Source organism: Flavobacteriales bacterium, assembly GCA_020635855.1.
Classification (GTDB): Bacteria; Bacteroidota; Bacteroidia; order JACJYZ01; family JACJYZ01; genus JACJYZ01.
The window spans coordinates 179,915-197,382 of sequence record JACJYZ010000003.1; the positions used below are offsets into that span (position 1 = coordinate 179,915).

General features: G+C 51.2%; 16 protein-coding genes. 12 read left to right on the forward strand and 4 right to left on the reverse strand.

The features are described 5' to 3' along the window. Positions 1 to 123 precede the first annotated feature (123 nt). From H6585_09035 to H6585_09045, 3 genes are all read left to right on the forward strand, one after another. Positions 124 to 576, forward strand: a complete 453-nt coding sequence (locus H6585_09035) for a hypothetical protein (protein MCB9448473.1) — start codon at positions 124 to 126, stop codon at positions 574 to 576. Positions 577 to 613: 37 nt separating this feature from the next. Next, positions 614 to 1,393 (forward strand): hypothetical protein, encoded by a 780-nt coding sequence (locus H6585_09040; GenBank protein ID MCB9448474.1) that lies wholly within the window; start codon positions 614 to 616, stop codon positions 1,391 to 1,393. Positions 1,394 to 2,080: 687 nt separating this feature from the next. Continuing rightward, positions 2,081 to 2,683, forward strand: a complete 603-nt coding sequence (locus H6585_09045) for a Fic family protein (GenBank protein ID MCB9448475.1) — start codon at positions 2,081 to 2,083, stop codon at positions 2,681 to 2,683. Here the strand turns inward: H6585_09045 and H6585_09050 are convergent. Together H6585_09050 and H6585_09055 are read right to left on the reverse strand one after the other, a co-directional pair. Further along, a complete protein-coding gene (locus tag H6585_09050; protein ID MCB9448476.1) occupies positions 2,664 to 2,840 on the reverse strand; it encodes a hypothetical protein in 177 nt (58 codons plus the stop codon). The two genes, H6585_09045 and H6585_09050, sit on opposite strands and share 20 nt — an antisense overlap. Positions 2,841 to 3,037: 197 nt before the next feature. After that, entirely contained in the window at positions 3,038 to 4,855 is a 1,818-nt protein-coding gene (locus H6585_09055) for a T9SS type A sorting domain-containing protein (protein MCB9448477.1), read from the reverse strand. Between the two features lie 194 nt (positions 4,856 to 5,049). On the opposite strand from H6585_09055, the gene H6585_09060 reads away from it, so the two are divergent. Continuing rightward, positions 5,050 to 5,988: a carbon-nitrogen hydrolase family protein gene (locus tag H6585_09060; GenBank protein ID MCB9448478.1), complete on the forward strand. Its 939-nt coding sequence runs from the start codon at positions 5,050 to 5,052 to the stop codon at positions 5,986 to 5,988. 111 nt (positions 5,989 to 6,099) lie between these two features. On the opposite strand, the gene H6585_09065 is transcribed toward H6585_09060, so the two are convergent. Beyond that, on the reverse strand, positions 6,100 to 6,831 hold the full coding sequence (locus H6585_09065) for a sulfite exporter TauE/SafE family protein (protein ID MCB9448479.1): 732 nt from the start codon (positions 6,829 to 6,831) through the stop codon (positions 6,100 to 6,102). Positions 6,832 to 7,424: 593 nt separating this feature from the next. Between H6585_09065 and H6585_09070 the strand changes: the two genes are divergently transcribed. From H6585_09070 to H6585_09105, 8 genes are all read left to right on the forward strand, one after another. After that, on the forward strand, positions 7,425 to 8,669 hold the full coding sequence (locus H6585_09070) for an insulinase family protein (GenBank protein MCB9448480.1): 1,245 nt from the start codon (positions 7,425 to 7,427) through the stop codon (positions 8,667 to 8,669). Positions 8,670 to 8,673: 4 nt separating this feature from the next. Then, positions 8,674 to 9,318 (forward strand): class I SAM-dependent methyltransferase, encoded by a 645-nt coding sequence (locus H6585_09075; protein ID MCB9448481.1) that lies wholly within the window; start codon positions 8,674 to 8,676, stop codon positions 9,316 to 9,318. Between the two features lie 5 nt (positions 9,319 to 9,323). Beyond that, the gene (locus H6585_09080; GenBank protein MCB9448482.1) at positions 9,324 to 10,247 is read left to right on the forward strand and encodes a dihydrodipicolinate synthase family protein; all 924 of its coding nucleotides are present in this window, start codon (positions 9,324 to 9,326) and stop codon (positions 10,245 to 10,247) included. Positions 10,248 to 10,290: 43 nt separating this feature from the next. Next, the gene (locus tag H6585_09085; GenBank protein ID MCB9448483.1) at positions 10,291 to 11,445 is read left to right on the forward strand and encodes an alanine--glyoxylate aminotransferase family protein; all 1,155 of its coding nucleotides are present in this window, start codon (positions 10,291 to 10,293) and stop codon (positions 11,443 to 11,445) included. 117 nt (positions 11,446 to 11,562) lie between these two features. Continuing rightward, on the forward strand, positions 11,563 to 11,832 hold the full coding sequence (gene rpsO / locus H6585_09090) for a 30S ribosomal protein S15 (protein ID MCB9448484.1): 270 nt from the start codon (positions 11,563 to 11,565) through the stop codon (positions 11,830 to 11,832). A gap of 119 nt (positions 11,833 to 11,951) precedes the next feature. Continuing rightward, the gene (gene pnp / locus H6585_09095) at positions 11,952 to 14,105 is read left to right on the forward strand and encodes a polyribonucleotide nucleotidyltransferase (protein ID MCB9448485.1); all 2,154 of its coding nucleotides are present in this window, start codon (positions 11,952 to 11,954) and stop codon (positions 14,103 to 14,105) included. A gap of 162 nt (positions 14,106 to 14,267) precedes the next feature. Then, entirely contained in the window at positions 14,268 to 15,131 is an 864-nt protein-coding gene (locus tag H6585_09100) for a sigma-70 family RNA polymerase sigma factor (protein ID MCB9448486.1), read from the forward strand. 96 nt (positions 15,132 to 15,227) lie between these two features. Continuing rightward, positions 15,228 to 15,893: a ribulose-phosphate 3-epimerase gene (locus H6585_09105; GenBank protein MCB9448487.1), complete on the forward strand. Its 666-nt coding sequence runs from the start codon at positions 15,228 to 15,230 to the stop codon at positions 15,891 to 15,893. A gap of 75 nt (positions 15,894 to 15,968) precedes the next feature. On the opposite strand, the gene H6585_09110 is transcribed toward H6585_09105, so the two are convergent. After that, positions 15,969 to 17,414 carry a T9SS type A sorting domain-containing protein gene (locus H6585_09110; protein ID MCB9448488.1) on the reverse strand — a complete coding sequence of 482 codons (1,446 nt, stop codon included), beginning with the start codon at positions 17,412 to 17,414 and terminating at the stop codon, positions 15,969 to 15,971. Between the last annotated feature and the right edge of the window lie 54 nt (positions 17,415 to 17,468).

The window sequence follows — 17,468 nt, forward strand, 5'->3', positions numbered from 1 at the left end:
TCAGATACCCAGTTACAATCTTCCCAGGGATAATACTCATGCTTATTCGTTTTATGATGTGAGATTTTTAATGTCCATTAATTTTTAATTTGAAATGGCCCGTTTGTTGAGGTAATATCTACCATGAGTAAACTATTCATGATACTGGTGTATGCCCTGACGATTGCGGGGTCGATTGTTTTTGCACAAGGAGCCGGATTTGTTGACTTCCCAATAGTAGCCCAACAAGACTCGATTGAGATTGAACTAAGATGCAGAAAGGACACTGTTCCTATATACCAACATAAAGTTATCATACGGCATAAAATCCTAACATTTTGCAATGTTCACATTTCATACAATGATACCGTCAAGGGGCAAGATATTATTTGTGAATCATCCTTAAATCCAATTGATTTACATGTGAATTCAAAATATGGCATTCATGTATTCAAAGACGGACAAATGAGAAATATTTATTACGGTTACAATAACCAAAAGTCAGGTGAAGAAACATTAACTGTTACGGCCGATTATAATGGTGTGCGAAGGGTGATCGCAACAAAAACTTTTATGGTAACCGGAAACAGCGAATAATATGAGGCTAACTTTTTCAAGGTATATATATGCTTTCATGTGTGTGTGGGCAGGAATTTATTTTTTTGCAGAGACGAATGGAGCGGTTGCATATCCAGCATATAAGATTAGCCAAGATTCGGCTCGCACAGACGCCGCTTTCAAATATGGTTCGGAGGCCATGCGTGAGTTCATTGACGATATGTTGATTACACCGATGGATGCTGCATTCTTTGGTATAAACGGGAAGGTGAGGTTGTCGTTTACGGTGGATACTTCCGGGCATGTAGCAGATATCACTGTGATTAAAGAAGACATGTTGATGAGCAAAGGCATTGAGTTTGACAAACCAGGTTATAATAACAATCATGTGCTGGACAAGATCAACGGTATGTTTGGCAAGCAAGCGGTTAGGGTGATTGAGTTGATGGACGGGTTGTGGTCCCCCGCGACAAAGAATAATTCACCGGTCAATTCACTGGTAGAACTGACATTTAGTTTCCGTACGGAGCAGTATGACGCCAACAACAGGTCCTACAGGAATGGAAATCAGATCCTGTTTGGGGAGTATACCAAGAAACTCCCGGATTATGGTCTTAACTTTTACAACATCGGTGTTGCCAAAATGAGCGAAGGTAAAATTGATATAGCTGAAAAATTCTTCAGCGAGTCGGTAAACTTTAATGCGGTTAATGTGGACGCATATTATAACCTGGGCGCAGCGAGATTTAAATTGGGAGATACTGAAGGTGCATGCCGGGCATGGCAAAAAGGCGCTAAACTAGGTGATCCTGAAATAGCAGACCTGCTAAAGAAATATTGTGAAATAGGAAACTGAGTGCTAAGAGTTAGTTTCACACATGTAAAATAAGCGAAGCAGCATTTAATCAAAAGCCACTCCAAAGGCGATCCAATCGGGTCGCCTTTTTTGTTTTTCAAAATCAAAGCCATCAAGTACGGGTTTGACAAATGCTCTGAGCGCCATGCGGTGTGAAGTGTATATATCACAAAGCTGTGTAAGCACCGGTTTGGTTGCCGTCTTTCGTCAGCGAAAGCAAAAATGAGCAAGGCGGGGTAAGCCTGTAGCAGCCGGACGACGTGAGTTTGTTGCGGTGACTTCGAAGGGCAGGATTGTGGGAATGAGAAGTCATTCGCCTTCGAAAGCGGCGATTGCTAGCCCGCCGAAGCTTTTGCGTAGGAGGGTCTGGTTACTTCTTTTCTAAAAAGAAGTGACGGAAAAAACAATACGACAACGCCCGAACCTTGCAACCTAGCCCCGATAGAAGCGGCACCCTTTTGAAGAAGTTTGCCTGCCCGTCCGCAGCGCAGCGTAGGCGGGTTGTTTGTAGTTTGAAGTTGGTCCGGAGTTCACTGAGCCGAAGCTGGTAAGGGTATAGCGGATAGCGGGACGGCAGTTTGAGCAGGCGATCAACGTATCGCTTCAAAAATTCCCTGGAAGGCTAGGCGAAGGTTGTACCTTCGTTGGACAAGATGGCAAGTGCAAGCAAAAGGTTATTTTTGAGCAATGGACGCTACCGGAAAATACAGGACACCCAAGGTTGAACAAGAAGGTGATATTCTTCCCAATAAGTTGGGTTTAACGGTTAAAGCCGATATAGAGAAGGAAGAGGCCAAGGGTTTCATAGAAGCCTCCCTGATCCTGACCGAGGAACTGACATCAGAGACGGTTTTTGACACCAGTTACATTTATCGGATGCACAAGCTGGCCCTGGGACACTTGTATGATTTTGCGGGTAAGTTGCGTACAGTGAATATGTCCAAGGGAGGTTTCGCATTTCCGGCTGCATTTCATCTGTCTCAAAGCATGGATGATTTTCAACGGGAGATACTCGACCACCTTCATGTTAGTTATGAAGATGATGCTACATTGATTGAGGATATTGCCAGGGTCCATGGGGAGTTGGTATTTATCCACCCGTTTCGTGAGGGCAATGGAAGAACGGCACGATTACTGGCCAACATAATGGCCTTCAAAGCAGGACGGGGAAGACTACATTTTGAAAAGCTGGATTCGGAAGAAATGTTCGCCCGGTATGTACTTGCCGTGCAGAAGGTAGGGTTGAAGGAATACGAACCTATGCGGGAAATTATCGGTTATGCTTTTTGATGCGGGCAGCAGAATCTTTGGCCATTTGCAAAGCTTCTTCCAAAGTGATGACAATGCCCTCCAGTTTAAAGGAAGCTACCGTTGCTTCGGCAATTGTCAGCAGCAAATCGTTTCTATTGCGAAGGAATTTATTGGTATCAATCACACGGGTGCTCATGCTTCAAATATACGGAATTTCGACCTGAAAGTTCACAGATTTTGAATGCATTTCTAATGCAGATAAGAGTTCAAACAAACAATCAGCCTATCGCTTATGATGAATCATTGTCAACTATCCAGCAGCGGAAGGTGAGGCGAAGGTTATACCTTCGTCTTGCTATCCGATAGCATCCGCTACCAACGAGTAAATCAAACTTACTCCACTTCAATCTTCGTAAACCGTTTCAGGAAAACGGTGCCTCCGGAAGTGACCTTGAGTACATACACGCCCTGGTCTACGGTGGTCAGGTCGATCTGTGCCGGTGAGTAAGGGTCTGCCTTGGTTTTGACTTTCAGGATCAGGCGCCCCGACATGTCCAGCAACTCCACCTTCACGTTTTGTCCGCGGCTGTCGGACAGTTTGAAGTTGAGTGATTCGGCGGCCGGGTTGGGAAAAATGAAGATTTTGTTTTTGATCTGTTTGTTGGGGCTGGTCTTGCACAGGGTGCCCATTTTGTTTTCCAGCAGGAGGAAGTCGTTCAGGTCGAGCGTGTCGTTGAAGTCGAAATCGGCCGGGCACGGACTGTCGCACGCTGCGTTGAAGATCTCAACGAATTTTTCCAGGTCGGCCGCATTGGTTTGGTTGTCGCCGGTGAGGTCGGTCTCACAGGTGAGGTCGGCCAGCAGCCCTTGCAAGGGGTGCGGGTATACGAACACCGAGTAGCCTGGTTTGGGTTGGAGGTGGTAGTCGCGGTCTTCTTTGAAGGGGCCTTTTGGGGCGGGGTTCTCATTGTAGAAATCCACAGAATTGTACCATCCGTTGCTGTTTTCGAAATGGTGGGGTGTGAAGGTGTTGGCCCAGTAGAACATATCCCCTTTGGCATTCACCGGGTCGATGCCGGTGTGGTTGGGGCCTTGTTTGAGTCCGCTGATGAAGCCCGGTTGGTAGGGCAGGGGGTACACGACCGGTTTGTTCGGGTCGAAGGTGTGGTCTACGATGCGGCCGCCGTAGAGGTAACCCTGGATGGTGTTGTGGTGCACCATGGCTTCTCCGCCACGGATGCCGATGCCTTCCACGGGTACCAGGTTCACATCTTTCTGGTCTTCGGGTTTGATGGGGGTGAAATCCCTGTACACGGTATTGATGAGGGTGTTATTATAGATCTCCACGGCCCGTGTGGCGAAGCGGTTGCCACCGGAAGTGGCTCCGTAGCTTTCATGGGCGTCAATGCCGGATGCCACGAGGTTATTCTTTACAAGGTTGTAACGTGCCACGTACAGGGCGCCGCCACCGGCAGCAACGGAGTGGCGATGGAACTCGAACGTGTTGTCTTCAACGAAGATGAAGTTGTCGGTACCGAACCTTGGGTTGTCCAGCCACTGTTGGTTGTCGCTGTATACCACCACGCCGTAACCGAGTCCGAGTCCTTTGTCGCCCTGTTCCCCGTTCGGGTCTTTTACATTGGTAAAGAACTCACAGTGGTCGATCAGTCCGTGCGCGATGCTGTCGCGATGGGTGACATGAATGGCGGACTCACCGAAGAATTCAAACCGCATGCAGGTGATGCGGAAGCCGTTCACGAACCGCAGGTAGATACCATTGTCAGCCGCCATGGATAGTCCGTCTTCCGCATGGATGCTGGGTTGTTTGCCGCGTATGGTGAACCCTGAAAATGAAATGCCGAAGGGGGCATCCGTTCCCGGGTCCACATAAAACATGTTGATGGCTTGCGTGTTGTTCAGCACTGCATCCGGAAGGTTGGGGTCACGGAAAAGCATGGTACCGGTTTGCAGGTTCTCATTCCAGATGCCATATCCGGCAATGGAAACCTTCTTTTTGATGTATACCCTTCCGTTGAACATGAATTTCCCCTGTGGCAACAGCACGATGTCACCATCGGTTGCGGCGCTCATGGCTGCAGCCAGGTTGGGTTCAATGTCGTTTCCGTTTCCGGGATTGGTAACGGGGATGATCTTTGCATCGGCCCGGAGGGCGATGAAGATCAGTACAACGAACAGGAGATTCCGTTTCATGGGTGAAGAGATTGTGAATGACACACTGCAACAAAATTCGACATTTTTTAAAAGGAGTGAAAGCTTTTTAAGGTCGTTCTTTCGTCTTTCGGCGTTCGCCTGCCCGTCCGTAGCTTTGCGAAGGCGGGTCCTTCGTAATTCGCAATTCGTAATGATTGATGGTTTATCTTCACAAAAGTTAACACCCATTCACCATGGCAAACCTACGCGTAGGGATCATACAGCACAGTCCCGTTTTCCTGGACCTTGAGAAGAGCATGCAAAAAGCTGAACAGTTGCTGGCTGACGCAGCGGCGTCAGGCGTGCGTATGGCGGTATTCGGCGAATGCTGGTTGTCGGGATATCCCGCCTGGCTGGATGTTTGTCCGGATGTTGCCCTGTGGGACAGTGACCCGGCCAAGGAGGTTTTTTACCGGTTGCATGAAAGCAGCATCGTGGTACCCGGACCCGAAACCGAGCGGTTGGGGGCGTTGGCGAAACAACATGAAATGGTGGTGGTGATGGGTGTGAACGAGAAGGTAAAGGAGGGACCGGGAAATGGCACCCTGTACAATTCACTGCTCACTTTTGATGCGAACGGGAAGCTGGTGAACCATCACCGCAAACTGATGCCCACCTATACCGAAAGAATGGTGTACGGGCAGGGAGATGCGGTCGGACTGAAATCGGTGGATACAGCTGTGGGGCGGGTGTCGTCATTGATCTGCTGGGAACATTGGATGCCCATGAACCGCCAGGTGTTGCATGAGGATGGAGAGCTGATGCACGTGGCTGTATGGCCGAATGTGCATGAGATGCTGCAAGTCGCCTCCCGGTCCTATGCGTTTGAAGGCAGGTGTTTTGTGCTGGCGGCAGGTCTCACCATGCATGCCAGCGACATGCCCCCGGAGCTGACCCTGCCGGAACACCTGGCATCTCAGCCGGATGCCTGGGTGCTGAGGGGTGGCAGCGCCATCATCGGTCCGGACGGATTTTATGTGCATGAACCCGTGTTCGACAAGGAAACGATCGTGATGGCCGACATCGATCCGAAGGCCGCCGTGAAGGAACGGATGACGCTTGACGTGACCGGGCATTATTACCGGGATGATATATTCAAGTGGTCGGTGAACAGGAAGCGGAGGGAAGAGTGAGTTTCAAGTCTCAAGTTTCAAGTCGCGAGTTTCCCGCCTACGCCAAAGCTGCGGACGGGCAAGCAAACCACCCGCCTACGCTGCGCTGCGGACGGGCAAGCAAACCACAAACTAGTAAAGGTATCTGATCAACGTAAACAATCCCACGCCCAGGATGAGGACGAGCACAATGCTCCGGAAGCCGTCTTCGCTGACGCGCGTCAGGATGCGTTTTCCGATATAGGTACCTGCCAGGCTTGCGCCGAACAGCGGGGGTATCAGGTAGAGGTCGGAGCTGTGGATGTATCCATTCAGGCCATATACTACGCTCCGTGAAAAATCAATCCCCAGGTCGATCACGGCCGATGTGGCGATGAAAACCTGCATCTTCAGTTGGAAGGCGGAGAGAACAATGCCACGGATGGCGCCACCCGTGCCGAGCAGTCCGGCAACGAAACCGGAGACCAGGCCACCCCTGACTGCATTCGAAGGCCTTGGCGAAATGCTGTACGAGCGGAACAGCAATAGCAAAGAACTGAATAGAGTAAGGAAAACCGCCAGGGCAAGCTCCAGGAAATGGCTGTTGGCATAGCGGCTCACCCATGCCCCTATGGCCACTGTAACAATGGCCGGTATACCCATGTAGAGGATCAATTGTTTGTCGATACCCTGCCGGAACAGGGCGATCTTGGTGATGTTGCTGGACAGGTGAAACAGGGCTGTGATGCCGAGCACGGAGTGGAAGTCGAAGAAGTAACCGGCGATCGGAACGAAGAACAACGAAGACCCGAAACCTCCCACTGTGCCCAGCACTTCGGCCAGTAACGCAAGCAACACAAAAATGATCAACAGTTGAACATCCATTCGTCAGGATCTTAAGGCGATTCGAAAGCCGGTAGGAAGGTAGCAAGAATTGTGATTCGTAGGATGGCAGCAGACCCAACACCTTATTCGAATGATTGAAAAGTATCCGGTATGAAAGATATTGTTTGGAACCACATAGGCACATATCACACATAGACTATGTGATGTTCTAATGTGACCTATCTGCCTATGTGGTTCAGATATTTAACACAACCATTCGACGGTGTCTTAAGGCGATGGAAAAGACGTTGGGAAGTAGGAAGAATTGTAATTCGGAGGATGACGATACGCCGGATCAGAAACTAGCGACTAGCGACTAACGACTCATGGTGGCGTACCTACGGCACGCCCCTGTTTCAATGAACCATTTATGCTACCAATGTACTGCTCCGATGGAGCATAAGCCGTCGTCAAGTTCAAAACATGAACCTATGCCAACATCCCATTGGTGGCAAAAGAACATGATAGGAATTCATAGCGCTCCATGGGAACGCCACAAAAAACTTGCTTGCCCGCCGTAGCTTTGGCGAAGGCGGGAGACTTGAGACTCGCGACTTGAGACTCTCAAGCCGGAATCTTCCTATCTTTGAAACATGGCTAAAAATGACATTGAAATTTATCAGCACCAACTTTCCAACGGCATTCGTATCGCGCATATGCCAATGGATCGCGGTGTGTCTCACTGCGGCCTGATGATCCTGGCAGGATCGCGGGATGAACAGTCGGGGGAAGAAGGTCTGGCTCACTTCATCGAGCACGTGATCTTCAAGGGAACAAAAAAACGCAAGGCCTTTCATATCCTCAACCGCATGGAAAGCGTGGGAGGCGAACTCAACGCATACACCACCAAGGAAGAGACCTTTTATTACAGTTCGTTCATCAGTACCTATTATGAAAGGGCGATCGAGCTGCTGGCAGACATCACCTTCCATTCCACCTACCCGGAAAAGGAAATGGTGAAAGAAAAGGAAGTGGTGATTGATGAGATCAACTCTTACAAGGATACACCTTCCGACCATATCTTCGACGATTTCGAAGAGCGTTTGTTTGCGGGCCATGCCCTGGGCAGAAGCATCCTCGGTACCATCGACAGCGTGAAATCATTCCGCCCGTCCGACATCCGCACCTTCATCAAAAGACAATACCTGACCGATCAGATGGTGTTGTGCTCCGTGGGCAACATCCCGTTCGACAGGTTGGTGAAGTATGCTGAAAAACACCTGGGGCACATTCCAAAACGCAGCGGTGAGATGAAACGTCCGCACTTCCGCAAAACGAAACACTTTTATGCCGAAACCGAACGGGAAGGATTTCATTCGCATTGCCTGATCGGAAACACATGTTACGGTTCGGCCAGCTCCAAGCGCTTTGCCATGGTGTTGCTCAACAACATCCTCGGAGGCCCCGGCATGAACTCCCGCCTGAACATGACCATCCGTGAAAAGTACGGCTATACCTATAACATTGATTCCAGCTACTCCACCTATGCGGATACCGGCCTGTTCGCCGTGTACGTAACGGCCGACCGCAAACACCTCGAAAAAAGCATCCGGCTCATCCATTCCGAAATGAAAAAGCTGGCTGACCGGCCCCTTGGGACCCTTCAGCTGAAGCAGGCGAAGGCACAGCTGGCCGGACAGGTGGCAATGGCCCGGGAAAGTTCCTCCAACATGCTGGGCGGACTGGGCAAAAGCATCCTCATGAACGAAGCCTTTCCGTCCATGGAAGAAGTGGTATCGAAGATTGAGGGCGTTTCCGCAAAACAAATACAGGATGTCGCCAACGAGGTATTTGATCCGAAAAAGCTGAGTACGTTAATTTACACCGCCAAATCCTGATTACATGGAATTTCTTGAAAAAGACCTGGAAGCATTCGTTGAGCATTACACCAAACCGGAGGCGGGTGTCCTGGCAGAACTGAACCGTGAGACATACGCCAAGGTGCTCATGCCGCGCATGCTGTCGGGCCATATCCAGGGCAAGATCCTGGAAATGTTCAGCCACATGATTCGTCCCGATCGGGTACTCGAGATCGGCACATTCACCGGGTACAGCGCCATCTGCCTGGCTTCAGGCATGAGGGAAGGCGGAGTTCTGCACACAATTGACGTGAACGAAGAACTGGAAGACATGGTGAAGACCTATGTGAAGAAAGCAGGCATGGAAGACCGCATCCGGTTGCACATCGGCACCGCTGCGGAAGTCATTCCTACCCTGAAGGAGACCTTCGACCTCGTGTTCATTGATGCAGATAAGGAAAATTACAGCAACTATTATGACCTGGTATTCGATAAGGTCAGAAAAGGAGGATTCATCATCGCCGACAATGTGTTGTGGAGCGGTAAAGTGGTTGATCCGCTCGAACTGCAGGATGATGAAACCATGGCCCTGGTCGCATACAGCCGGAAGGTCACACAGGACCCGCGTGTGGAAAATGTGCTGATGCCGGTTCGTGACGGACTGATGGTCGCTCGCAAACTTATTTAAACCCTATGGCAAAGAAATCCCTGAACCTCGCCGGCGTGATCCCGCCCATGCCAACACCCTTCGACAGCAAAGGTGCATTGGCTGCCGATCAGCTTTCATCCAATGTGAAGGTGTGGAATGAATTCGGACTGCGCGGCATGCTGGTCCTGGGATCCAACGGTGAATTCGTCATGATGTCGGCCGACGAAAAGATACGGGCCGTGGAAGCGGTCAAGGCATCAATCGCCCCCGATAAGCTTTTACTTGCAGGCACCGGATGCAGCACCACAGAAGAAACCATCGCCGTGTCGAAACGCGCACAGGCGGCAGGTGCGGATGCACTGCTCGTGCTTCATCCGCACTACTACAAAAGCCTGATGACCGATGAAGCCCTGCGCGGGTTTTTCTTCAAAGTGGCGGATGCGGTGGATGTTCCGGTGCTGGTGTACAACATGCCCGGATGTACCGGCATGGACCTGTCGGCCAAACTCCTGATTGAACTGGCATCCCATGAGAACATCATCGGATGGAAAGACTCGGGAAGCAACATCGTAAAGATGGAAGCTGTGGTGAAGGCCAAAGGAGACGATTTTCAACTGCTGATCGGTTCGGCCAGCCTGCTGTTGCCGGCCTTGTCGATCGGTGCGGTGGGAGGCATCATGGCCCTGGCCAACATTGCTCCCGCCGAGTGCATCAAGCTCATTGAGCTGTTCGGTTCAGGTAATGTGGCTGCCGCCAGGGAGCTGCAACTGAACATGACACCCGTGAACAATGCAGTGACGGCAACGTACGCGATGCCCGGACTGAAACACGTGATGCATCAACTGGGTCTGTACGGAGGTCCGTGCCGCGAACCCATCCTTCCTCTTGGAGAAAAGGAAGCCGGTCAGCTGGATGCGCTGATCCGTGACGCCGGGATCCGGCCTTTCCGCACAACCGCCAAAGCCTGACATATTAAGCTATATTGATACCATGAAAGGACGCGAATTATTGATGATACCCGGCCCGATCGAATCGGACCCCGCCGTGCTGAGTGCACTCGGCCAGCAAACAAGCAGCTTTGTAGCCCCTGAATTCATTGCTATCATGGGCGATTGCCTGCGCATGATGCGGGAAGTGTGGCTCAGTCCGGACGGACAACCCTTCATCATCGCCGGTTCCGGAACACTGGCCATGGACATGGCCGTGGTGAACCTGGTGGAGCCGGGCGACGAAGCCCTGGTGATCTCCACCGGCTACTTCGGTGACCGGTATGAAGACCTGCTGTCGAGGTACGGAGTGAAGGTGACCAAACTGGAAGCCCCTGTCGGTGACGTCCCCGATCCGGCGGATGTGGAAGCACTGCTGCGCCAGAAAAGGTTCAAACTGATGACGTTCACCCATGTGGATACATCCACTGCCGTGCGCGTGGATCCCATTCCCCTGGGAGCGCTGGGTCGTAAATACGGTGTGCTCACCGTGCTGGATGGCGTATGTTCCATTGCAGGAGAAGAAATGCGACAGGATGAGTGGGAGATTGATGTGGCGTTGACGGCTTCACAGAAGGCCATTGGCGTGCCGGCCGGACTGGCATTGCTCGTGGCAAGCAAACATGCGCTTGAGGTGTGGAAAGACAGAAAGACACCTGTGAGCAACTACTACGCCGACTGGAAGAACTGGCTGCCCGTGATGGAGGCCTATGAAGCAGGGAAACCCGCCTACTTCGGCACGCCGGCTACCAACCTGGTGGCTGCCTTGCAGGTGAGCCTCATCGAAATATTACAGGAAGGAATGGCTACACGGTTTGCAAGGCATGCAGCCATCAGCGAAGCCTTTAAGAAGGGCATGTCGGCAATCGGATTGGGGCAGGTACCCTTGAACCCGCAAACAGCGGCACATACCCTTTCTGCCATCCGGTACCCCGAAGGTGTAACAGGGGCGGCATTCCTGCCCGCGGTACGCAAGGCCGGCGCCATTATCGCCGGGGGATTGCACAGCCGCATCAAAGACGAATATTTCAGGGTCGGACACATGGGTACGGCCAACCGCGGAGACCTGCTGACAACGGTGGGTGCGATCGAAGAAGGATTGGCTGCATGCGGTTACGCGTTTGAGAAAGGCGCAGGCGTGGCAGCCGTATCCGGTCAGATGGCCCTGGATGGTGTTTAATGGCTTGATTTGCAATGATTTTAACCTTAAAAGAACTGCATTGGATCAAATCGTGAATTGGGATTTGATTTTCTGGGAATAAATTCTGTATCTTTGCGGTCCATTAGAAAAAGAGATATGCATTTAACAGCGGAAGAAAAAAAGGTGATTTTTAAAGAACACGGAAAATCCGAAAAGGATACCGGAAGTTCAGAGGCACAGATCGCCATGTTTACCCAAAGGATCGAGCACCTGACGAATCACCTGAAGGAAAACAAAAAAGACTTTGGTACGCAGCGCGCCCTGATCAACCTTGTGGGCAAACGCCGTAACCTTCTTGATTACCTGAAAGCAAAAGACATCGAACGCTACAGGGCCATCATCAAGAAACTAAATATCCGTAAATAAGACTCCTGAAAAAAGGCAATTGAAAAGATTGCCTTTTTTCTTTTTTACTCCCTTGGGTTCAGGGGTTTTTTCATTTGTAAACAGAGGTAATAGAGAAAGTATTAATCAACAGAAAAGAGATGTTAAACGTAGTAACAAAAACAATCAGCCTGGGTGATGGAAGGTCCATTACCATTGAAACAGGTAAGTTGGCCAAACAAGCCGATGGCAGTGTGGTGGTACGCATGGGAGACACCATGTTGCTGGCAACTGTCGTATCCAACAAAGACGCCGCGGAAAACCCGGCTTTCTTTCCCCTTTCAGTAGAATACCGTGAACAATTCGCTTCCGCAGGTAAGATCCCCGGTGGGTTCTTCAAGCGTGAAGCCCGGCCTTCGGAGCATGAGATCCTGGTTTGCCGCCTGGTAGACCGTGCCCTGCGCCCGTTGTTCCCCGACAACTACTTTGCAGAAACCCAGATCATCATCAACCTGATCTCCGCCGGTAAAGACACAACCCCCGACAGCCTTGCATGTCTGGCAGCTGCGTCAGCGCTTGCAGTTTCAGATATCCCTTTCAATGGTCCCGTTTCTGAAGTTCGCGTAGCCCGCGTGAATGGTCAGCTTGTAATCAACCCGTCCATCAGCCAGCTGGCCGATGCGGATATGGACCTGATGGTGGGCGCCACCGATAAAGACATTTGTATGGTGGAAGGCGAAATGAAGGAAGTGAGTGAGCAGGATATGGTAGAAGCCCTCAAGCTTGCCCACGATGCCATCAAGCAACAATGTGCCATCCAGGTTGAACTGGCTGCCGCCATTGAAAAAGCCCAAACCAAACGTGATTTCCATCACCAGGATGATGACAAGGACCTGCATGAACAGGTGCGCAAAGCAACCTACCAGGACTTTTATAATGTAGCCAAATCCGCCATTGCCAGCAAAAGCATACGCAAGGAGAAGTTCGGCGCCATCCGCGAAGCCTTCGTTGAGTCATTCAAGGCTAGCTGTCCGGAAGAAGAACTTTCCGGCAAAGAACGCATGATCGGCCGCTACCTTTCCAAGGTTGAAAAGGAAGCCGTTCGCCGCGTGGTGCTCGACGAGCGCCAACGCCTCGATGGTCGCAAGACCGATGAGATCCGCCCCATCTGGACGGAAGTGGACTACCTGCCTTCAGCACACGGTTCGGCCATCTTCACCCGCGGTGAAACCCAATCGCTCACATCTGTGACCCTGGGTACCAAACTGGATGAGCAGATCATTGACGGTGCCATATATGAAGGCAAAAACAACTTCATGCTGCACTACAACTTCCCGCCGTATTCAACCGGTGAAGTGAAACGTATGGGCAGCACCAGCCGCCGCGAAGTAGGTCACGGTAACCTGGCACACCGCGCCCTGAAAGGCCAGATGCCAAAGGATATTCCGTACACAGTTCGCGTGGTATCCGATATCCTCGAATCCAACGGATCTTCATCCATGGCCACCGTTTGTGCCGGTACCCTGGCACTCATGGATGCCGGTGTGAAGCTGAAAAAGCCCGTATCCGGTATTGCCATGGGATTGATCATGGATGAGCAGGGCAAGTACGCCGTGCTGTCTGATATCCTCGGCGATGAAGATCATCTCGGCGACATGGACTTTAAGGTATGCGGTACCCGCGACGGTATCACCGCCTGCCAGATGGACATCAAGGTCGACGGACTTTCCTATGAGATCCTGATGGAAGCATTGAACCAGGCCAAAGCCGGTCGTATGCATATCCTCGGCAAGATGGGAGAATCTCTGACCGAGGCACGTGCCGACTACAAGCCGCACGCACCGCGCATCGTTCAGATCAACATTCCGAAAGAATTCATCGGTGCCGTGATCGGCCCCGGCGGAAAGATCATCCAGGACATCCAGGAAAAAACAGGTACCACCATTGTGATTGAAGAAGTGGATGGCAGAGGTATCGTGGATATATCCGGTGATAACAAGGAAGCGATCGATCAGGCGCTGAACCGCATCAAGCAGATCACAACCGTTCCCGAAGTAGGGGAAGTGTACAAAGGGAAAGTGAAAACCATCACGGCGTTCGGCGCCTTCGTGGAAATCCTGCCCGGTAAAGACGGACTGCTGCATATTTCCGAGATCGACTGGAAACGATTGGAAACCGTTGAAAGCGCATTGAAGGAAGGTGATGAGGTTGAAGTGAAGATCATCGGTATCGATCCGAAAACAGGCAAGATCAAATTGTCCCGCAAAGTGTTGCTCCCCAAACCGGAAAAACAACAACAGCAGGAACAGATTTAATATAGCGCTTTATAGCGCCACATAAGGCAAGGCACGAATATTTCGTGCCTTGCTCTTTTGAGAATATTTGACCATCTTTGTTACGGGCAATCTGAGTTGAAACCATTTATTTTTACTTCTCGTTTACCAAGTCGTAGATTTTTGTTTTACTAAGTCCGACCTATGCGGCAGCTGAAGATTACGAAACAGGTAACCAACAGGGAGACTGCGTCTCTTGATAAGTACCTCCAGGAAATTGGTAAAGTTGAACTGATTACCGCCGAAGAAGAAGTTGAACTGGCACGCCGGATCAAGCAAGGCGATCAGGTGGCGCTGGAACGTCTTACCAAAGCAAACCTCAGGTTTGTGGTGTCGGTAGCCAAACAATACCAGAACCAGGGACTCACACTTCCTGACTTGATCAATGAAGGCAACCTGGGCCTCATCAAAGCGGCACAACGTTTTGATGAAACCCGCGGTTTCAAATTCATTTCCTATGCAGTATGGTGGATCCGCCAGTCCATCCTGCAGGCACTGGCAGAGCAGTCACGCATCGTGCGACTGCCGCTCAACAAGATCGGTTCCATCAACAAGATCAATAAGGCATTCGCCAAGCTCGAACAGGATTTCGAACGCGAACCTTCCGCAGGGGAGATTGCTGAACTGACCGAGATCTCCGAAGACGATGTGAAGGAGTCCATGAAGTCATCCGGCCGGCACGTGTCCATGGATGCTCCCCTGGTACAGGGTGAGGAAAACGACATGTACGACGTGTTGCAAAGCGACGACAGTCCGCGCCCGGATGCCACCCTTCTCAACGATTCACTGCGCCGCGAAATAGAACGCGCGCTGAAAACGCTGACCCAACGCGAGGCAGATGTCATCCGGTTGTACTTCGGTTTGTCGGGCGAACATACCATGACGCTGGAAGAGATCGGTGAACGTTTCGACCTGACCCGTGAACGTGTGCGTCAGATCAAGGAGAAAGCGATCAGGCGCCTGAAGCATACATCACGCAGCAAGATCCTGAAAACATACCTGGGCTAGAAAGCCCCGATAATTTGTACCTTTGGGTGACGGATTTCCGTCACCCTTTTTTTGTGCGCATGCACCCAGGGTCCATCATTAAAACACATCCCGGATATGTCACATCTCGTAGCCCCAAGTTTGTTGTCGGCGGATTTCGCCAACCTTCAGCATGACATCCGCCTGGTGAATGAAAGCGGGGCCGACTGGTTTCACCTGGATGTGATGGATGGCGTTTTCGTTCCCAACATTTCCTTCGGAATACCCGTGGTGAAGGCCGTGCGCAAACATGCCGAGAAACCGCTCGACGTGCACCTGATGATCGTAGATCCCGACCGGTACATTCAGGCATTCTGTGATGCCGGTGCCAACATCCTTACCGTTCATGCGGAGGCATGCACCCATCTGCACCGCACCATTCACGCCATCAAAGATGCAGGCATGCAGGCCGGAGTGGCGCTGAATCCGCATACGCCCGTGAATGTGCTGGAAAACATCGCCGCAGATATCGACCTGGTTTGTGTGATGTCGGTGAACCCCGGCTTCGGTGGTCAATCGTTCATTCCCAATACCTACACCAAAATTGCAGCCCTGAAGCAATTGCTTGAGGCCAAAGGATCGGGTGCTTTGATTGAGATTGATGGTGGCGTTGGAGCTGCCAATGCCGCTGCCCTGGTGGAAGCCGGAGCCAACGTGCTGGTAGCGGGTAATGCCGTGTTCGGGGCGGGTGATCCGGAAAAAGCCATCGCGCAATTGAAATCACCCGTTGCGGTCAAAGTCTGATCGGATCTAATCTCCTAAACATAAAAAGGGCGACCTATAGGGCCGCCCTTTCTTTTTGCATATGTCAAATGGAAACTATTCCACCACAAGCTTACCTGTTTTTCTTTCCGCACCGCTTTCCAGGGCATACCAGTAAAGACCGGCAGGCAGTTTGGAAGCATCCCATTGGATCTGCTGTTGTCCTTCGTTCAAACGTCCGCTGAACACAACATCCACTTCCGCACCCAGTTGGTTGTATACCTTCAGGGTTACGTCCGATTCCTGTGACAGGTCAAAGGAGAAGCTGGTGTTAGATGAACACGGATTGGGGTAATTGGTTACGTTTCCGATCAGCCCGTTCTCCTGAACACTTTCAACTGCATCATCGGTCTTAAAGCCAAAGGAAAGTTGAATGTCATAAACAATGCATTGCATATTGCCGGAAGAGTTGGTCATTACAGCCACCACGCGGTTGTAGGCGGGGTGGGTGTAAATCTTGGCGATCTTGCATTGACGGATATAACCGGCCTCATCATTGGTACCGGCGAGGCTGGCACTGTTGGATGAGGTAATCTTCCAACTGCTAACCTCCAACTCGTTGTTGTTGCGAGTAGCAACAGCGGCCTTTGAGGAACCAAGCTTGCAGCTGGCGATGTCATCAATGGAGCCGCTGACGGTTTTGGTTGAATGTTGATTGATGGTGCCGTCAGCGTTTATGGTGCAAACGGTTTCTTTTTGCGCACCTGATACCAGTGCACTCACCAAAACATAGGATCCGGGGTCGGCTTCCAGGTCCAGATTGGAGGCATCGGTGCTATACAGCTGCTTGGAACTAAGCTGGGCAATTGAGGTTGCGGTAGGAAAGCGGAAGGTCCGTAGGCTTGTGGTTGAGCTGCCAACAGTAGCAACGGCAAAACGATCATCATGGACCCTTGAACCGGCAATGTGATTAACAGTAGAGCTGAACCCATACACGTAACGTTGTGTGATCGGGTTGTCTAGGTTCACTGTATAGAACACCAGCTCGCTTGACTGATAACCGGCGGTTGCCAGGATCACGCGTGCATCGGTGCTTCCGCTGTTATCTTCTACAACAAACAAATCGAATTCGGTGCAACTGGTGGAGTAAACGGTTGTGTGCCATAGAACAGGTGTTCCGCTCACATCCCAGGTAGACAGTTGGATGCCATTGGATACCCGGGCTGCCATGATCGCACGGTTGTCACCATACTTGGCAACGCGCACGGCGGTGGCGGTACCGGAAGTGCTGGTGACACCGCTGCCTGTAATGGAATTGCCATTGCTGGTTACGCTGAACCTCCTCATGGTGGCCTGTCCGTCGGCTGCGATGTAAGCGGTTGCGAATGTGTTGTTTCCTGTTTCCACCACATCCACCTGGTCTCCGGCTGTGGCCGGGTTCAGAACGGTTGAAGCGGTATAGGAACCTTTTCGTACAACGTTGTCGGCATGTCCGGAGAATGCCATTCCGGCAATCATGGCGGTTGCCATCATTGCGCTTCTGAAGTGAAATTGTGTTTTCATTTTTTTGGTGTTTGGTTGAACATGATACCGGCATTTTTAGGACCGGCTTACATC

What these genes read in the sequence shown, in the direction of transcription:
- H6585_09035 (MCB9448473.1), top strand. Translation starts at nt 124, where the DNA reads ATGAGTAAACTATTCATGATACTGGTGTATGCCCTGACGATTGCGGGG.
- H6585_09040 (MCB9448474.1), top strand. Translation starts at nt 614, where the DNA reads ATGTGTGTGTGGGCAGGAATTTATTTTTTTGCAGAGACGAATGGAGCG.
- H6585_09045 (MCB9448475.1), top strand. Translation starts at nt 2,081, where the DNA reads ATGGACGCTACCGGAAAATACAGGACACCCAAGGTTGAACAAGAAGGT.
- H6585_09050 (MCB9448476.1), bottom strand. Translation starts at nt 2,840, where the DNA reads ATGAGCACCCGTGTGATTGATACCAATAAATTCCTTCGCAATAGAAAC.
- H6585_09055 (MCB9448477.1), bottom strand. Translation starts at nt 4,855, where the DNA reads ATGAAACGGAATCTCCTGTTCGTTGTACTGATCTTCATCGCCCTCCGG.
- H6585_09060 (MCB9448478.1), top strand. Translation starts at nt 5,050, where the DNA reads ATGGCAAACCTACGCGTAGGGATCATACAGCACAGTCCCGTTTTCCTG.
- H6585_09065 (MCB9448479.1), bottom strand. Translation starts at nt 6,831, where the DNA reads ATGGATGTTCAACTGTTGATCATTTTTGTGTTGCTTGCGTTACTGGCC.
- H6585_09070 (MCB9448480.1), top strand. Translation starts at nt 7,425, where the DNA reads ATGGCTAAAAATGACATTGAAATTTATCAGCACCAACTTTCCAACGGC.
- H6585_09075 (MCB9448481.1), top strand. Translation starts at nt 8,674, where the DNA reads ATGGAATTTCTTGAAAAAGACCTGGAAGCATTCGTTGAGCATTACACC.
- H6585_09080 (MCB9448482.1), top strand. Translation starts at nt 9,324, where the DNA reads ATGGCAAAGAAATCCCTGAACCTCGCCGGCGTGATCCCGCCCATGCCA.
- H6585_09085 (MCB9448483.1), top strand. Translation starts at nt 10,291, where the DNA reads ATGATACCCGGCCCGATCGAATCGGACCCCGCCGTGCTGAGTGCACTC.
- rpsO (MCB9448484.1), top strand. Translation starts at nt 11,563, where the DNA reads ATGCATTTAACAGCGGAAGAAAAAAAGGTGATTTTTAAAGAACACGGA.
- pnp (MCB9448485.1), top strand. Translation starts at nt 11,952, where the DNA reads ATGTTAAACGTAGTAACAAAAACAATCAGCCTGGGTGATGGAAGGTCC.
- H6585_09100 (MCB9448486.1), top strand. Translation starts at nt 14,268, where the DNA reads ATGCGGCAGCTGAAGATTACGAAACAGGTAACCAACAGGGAGACTGCG.
- H6585_09105 (MCB9448487.1), top strand. Translation starts at nt 15,228, where the DNA reads ATGTCACATCTCGTAGCCCCAAGTTTGTTGTCGGCGGATTTCGCCAAC.
- H6585_09110 (MCB9448488.1), bottom strand. Translation starts at nt 17,414, where the DNA reads ATGAAAACACAATTTCACTTCAGAAGCGCAATGATGGCAACCGCCATG.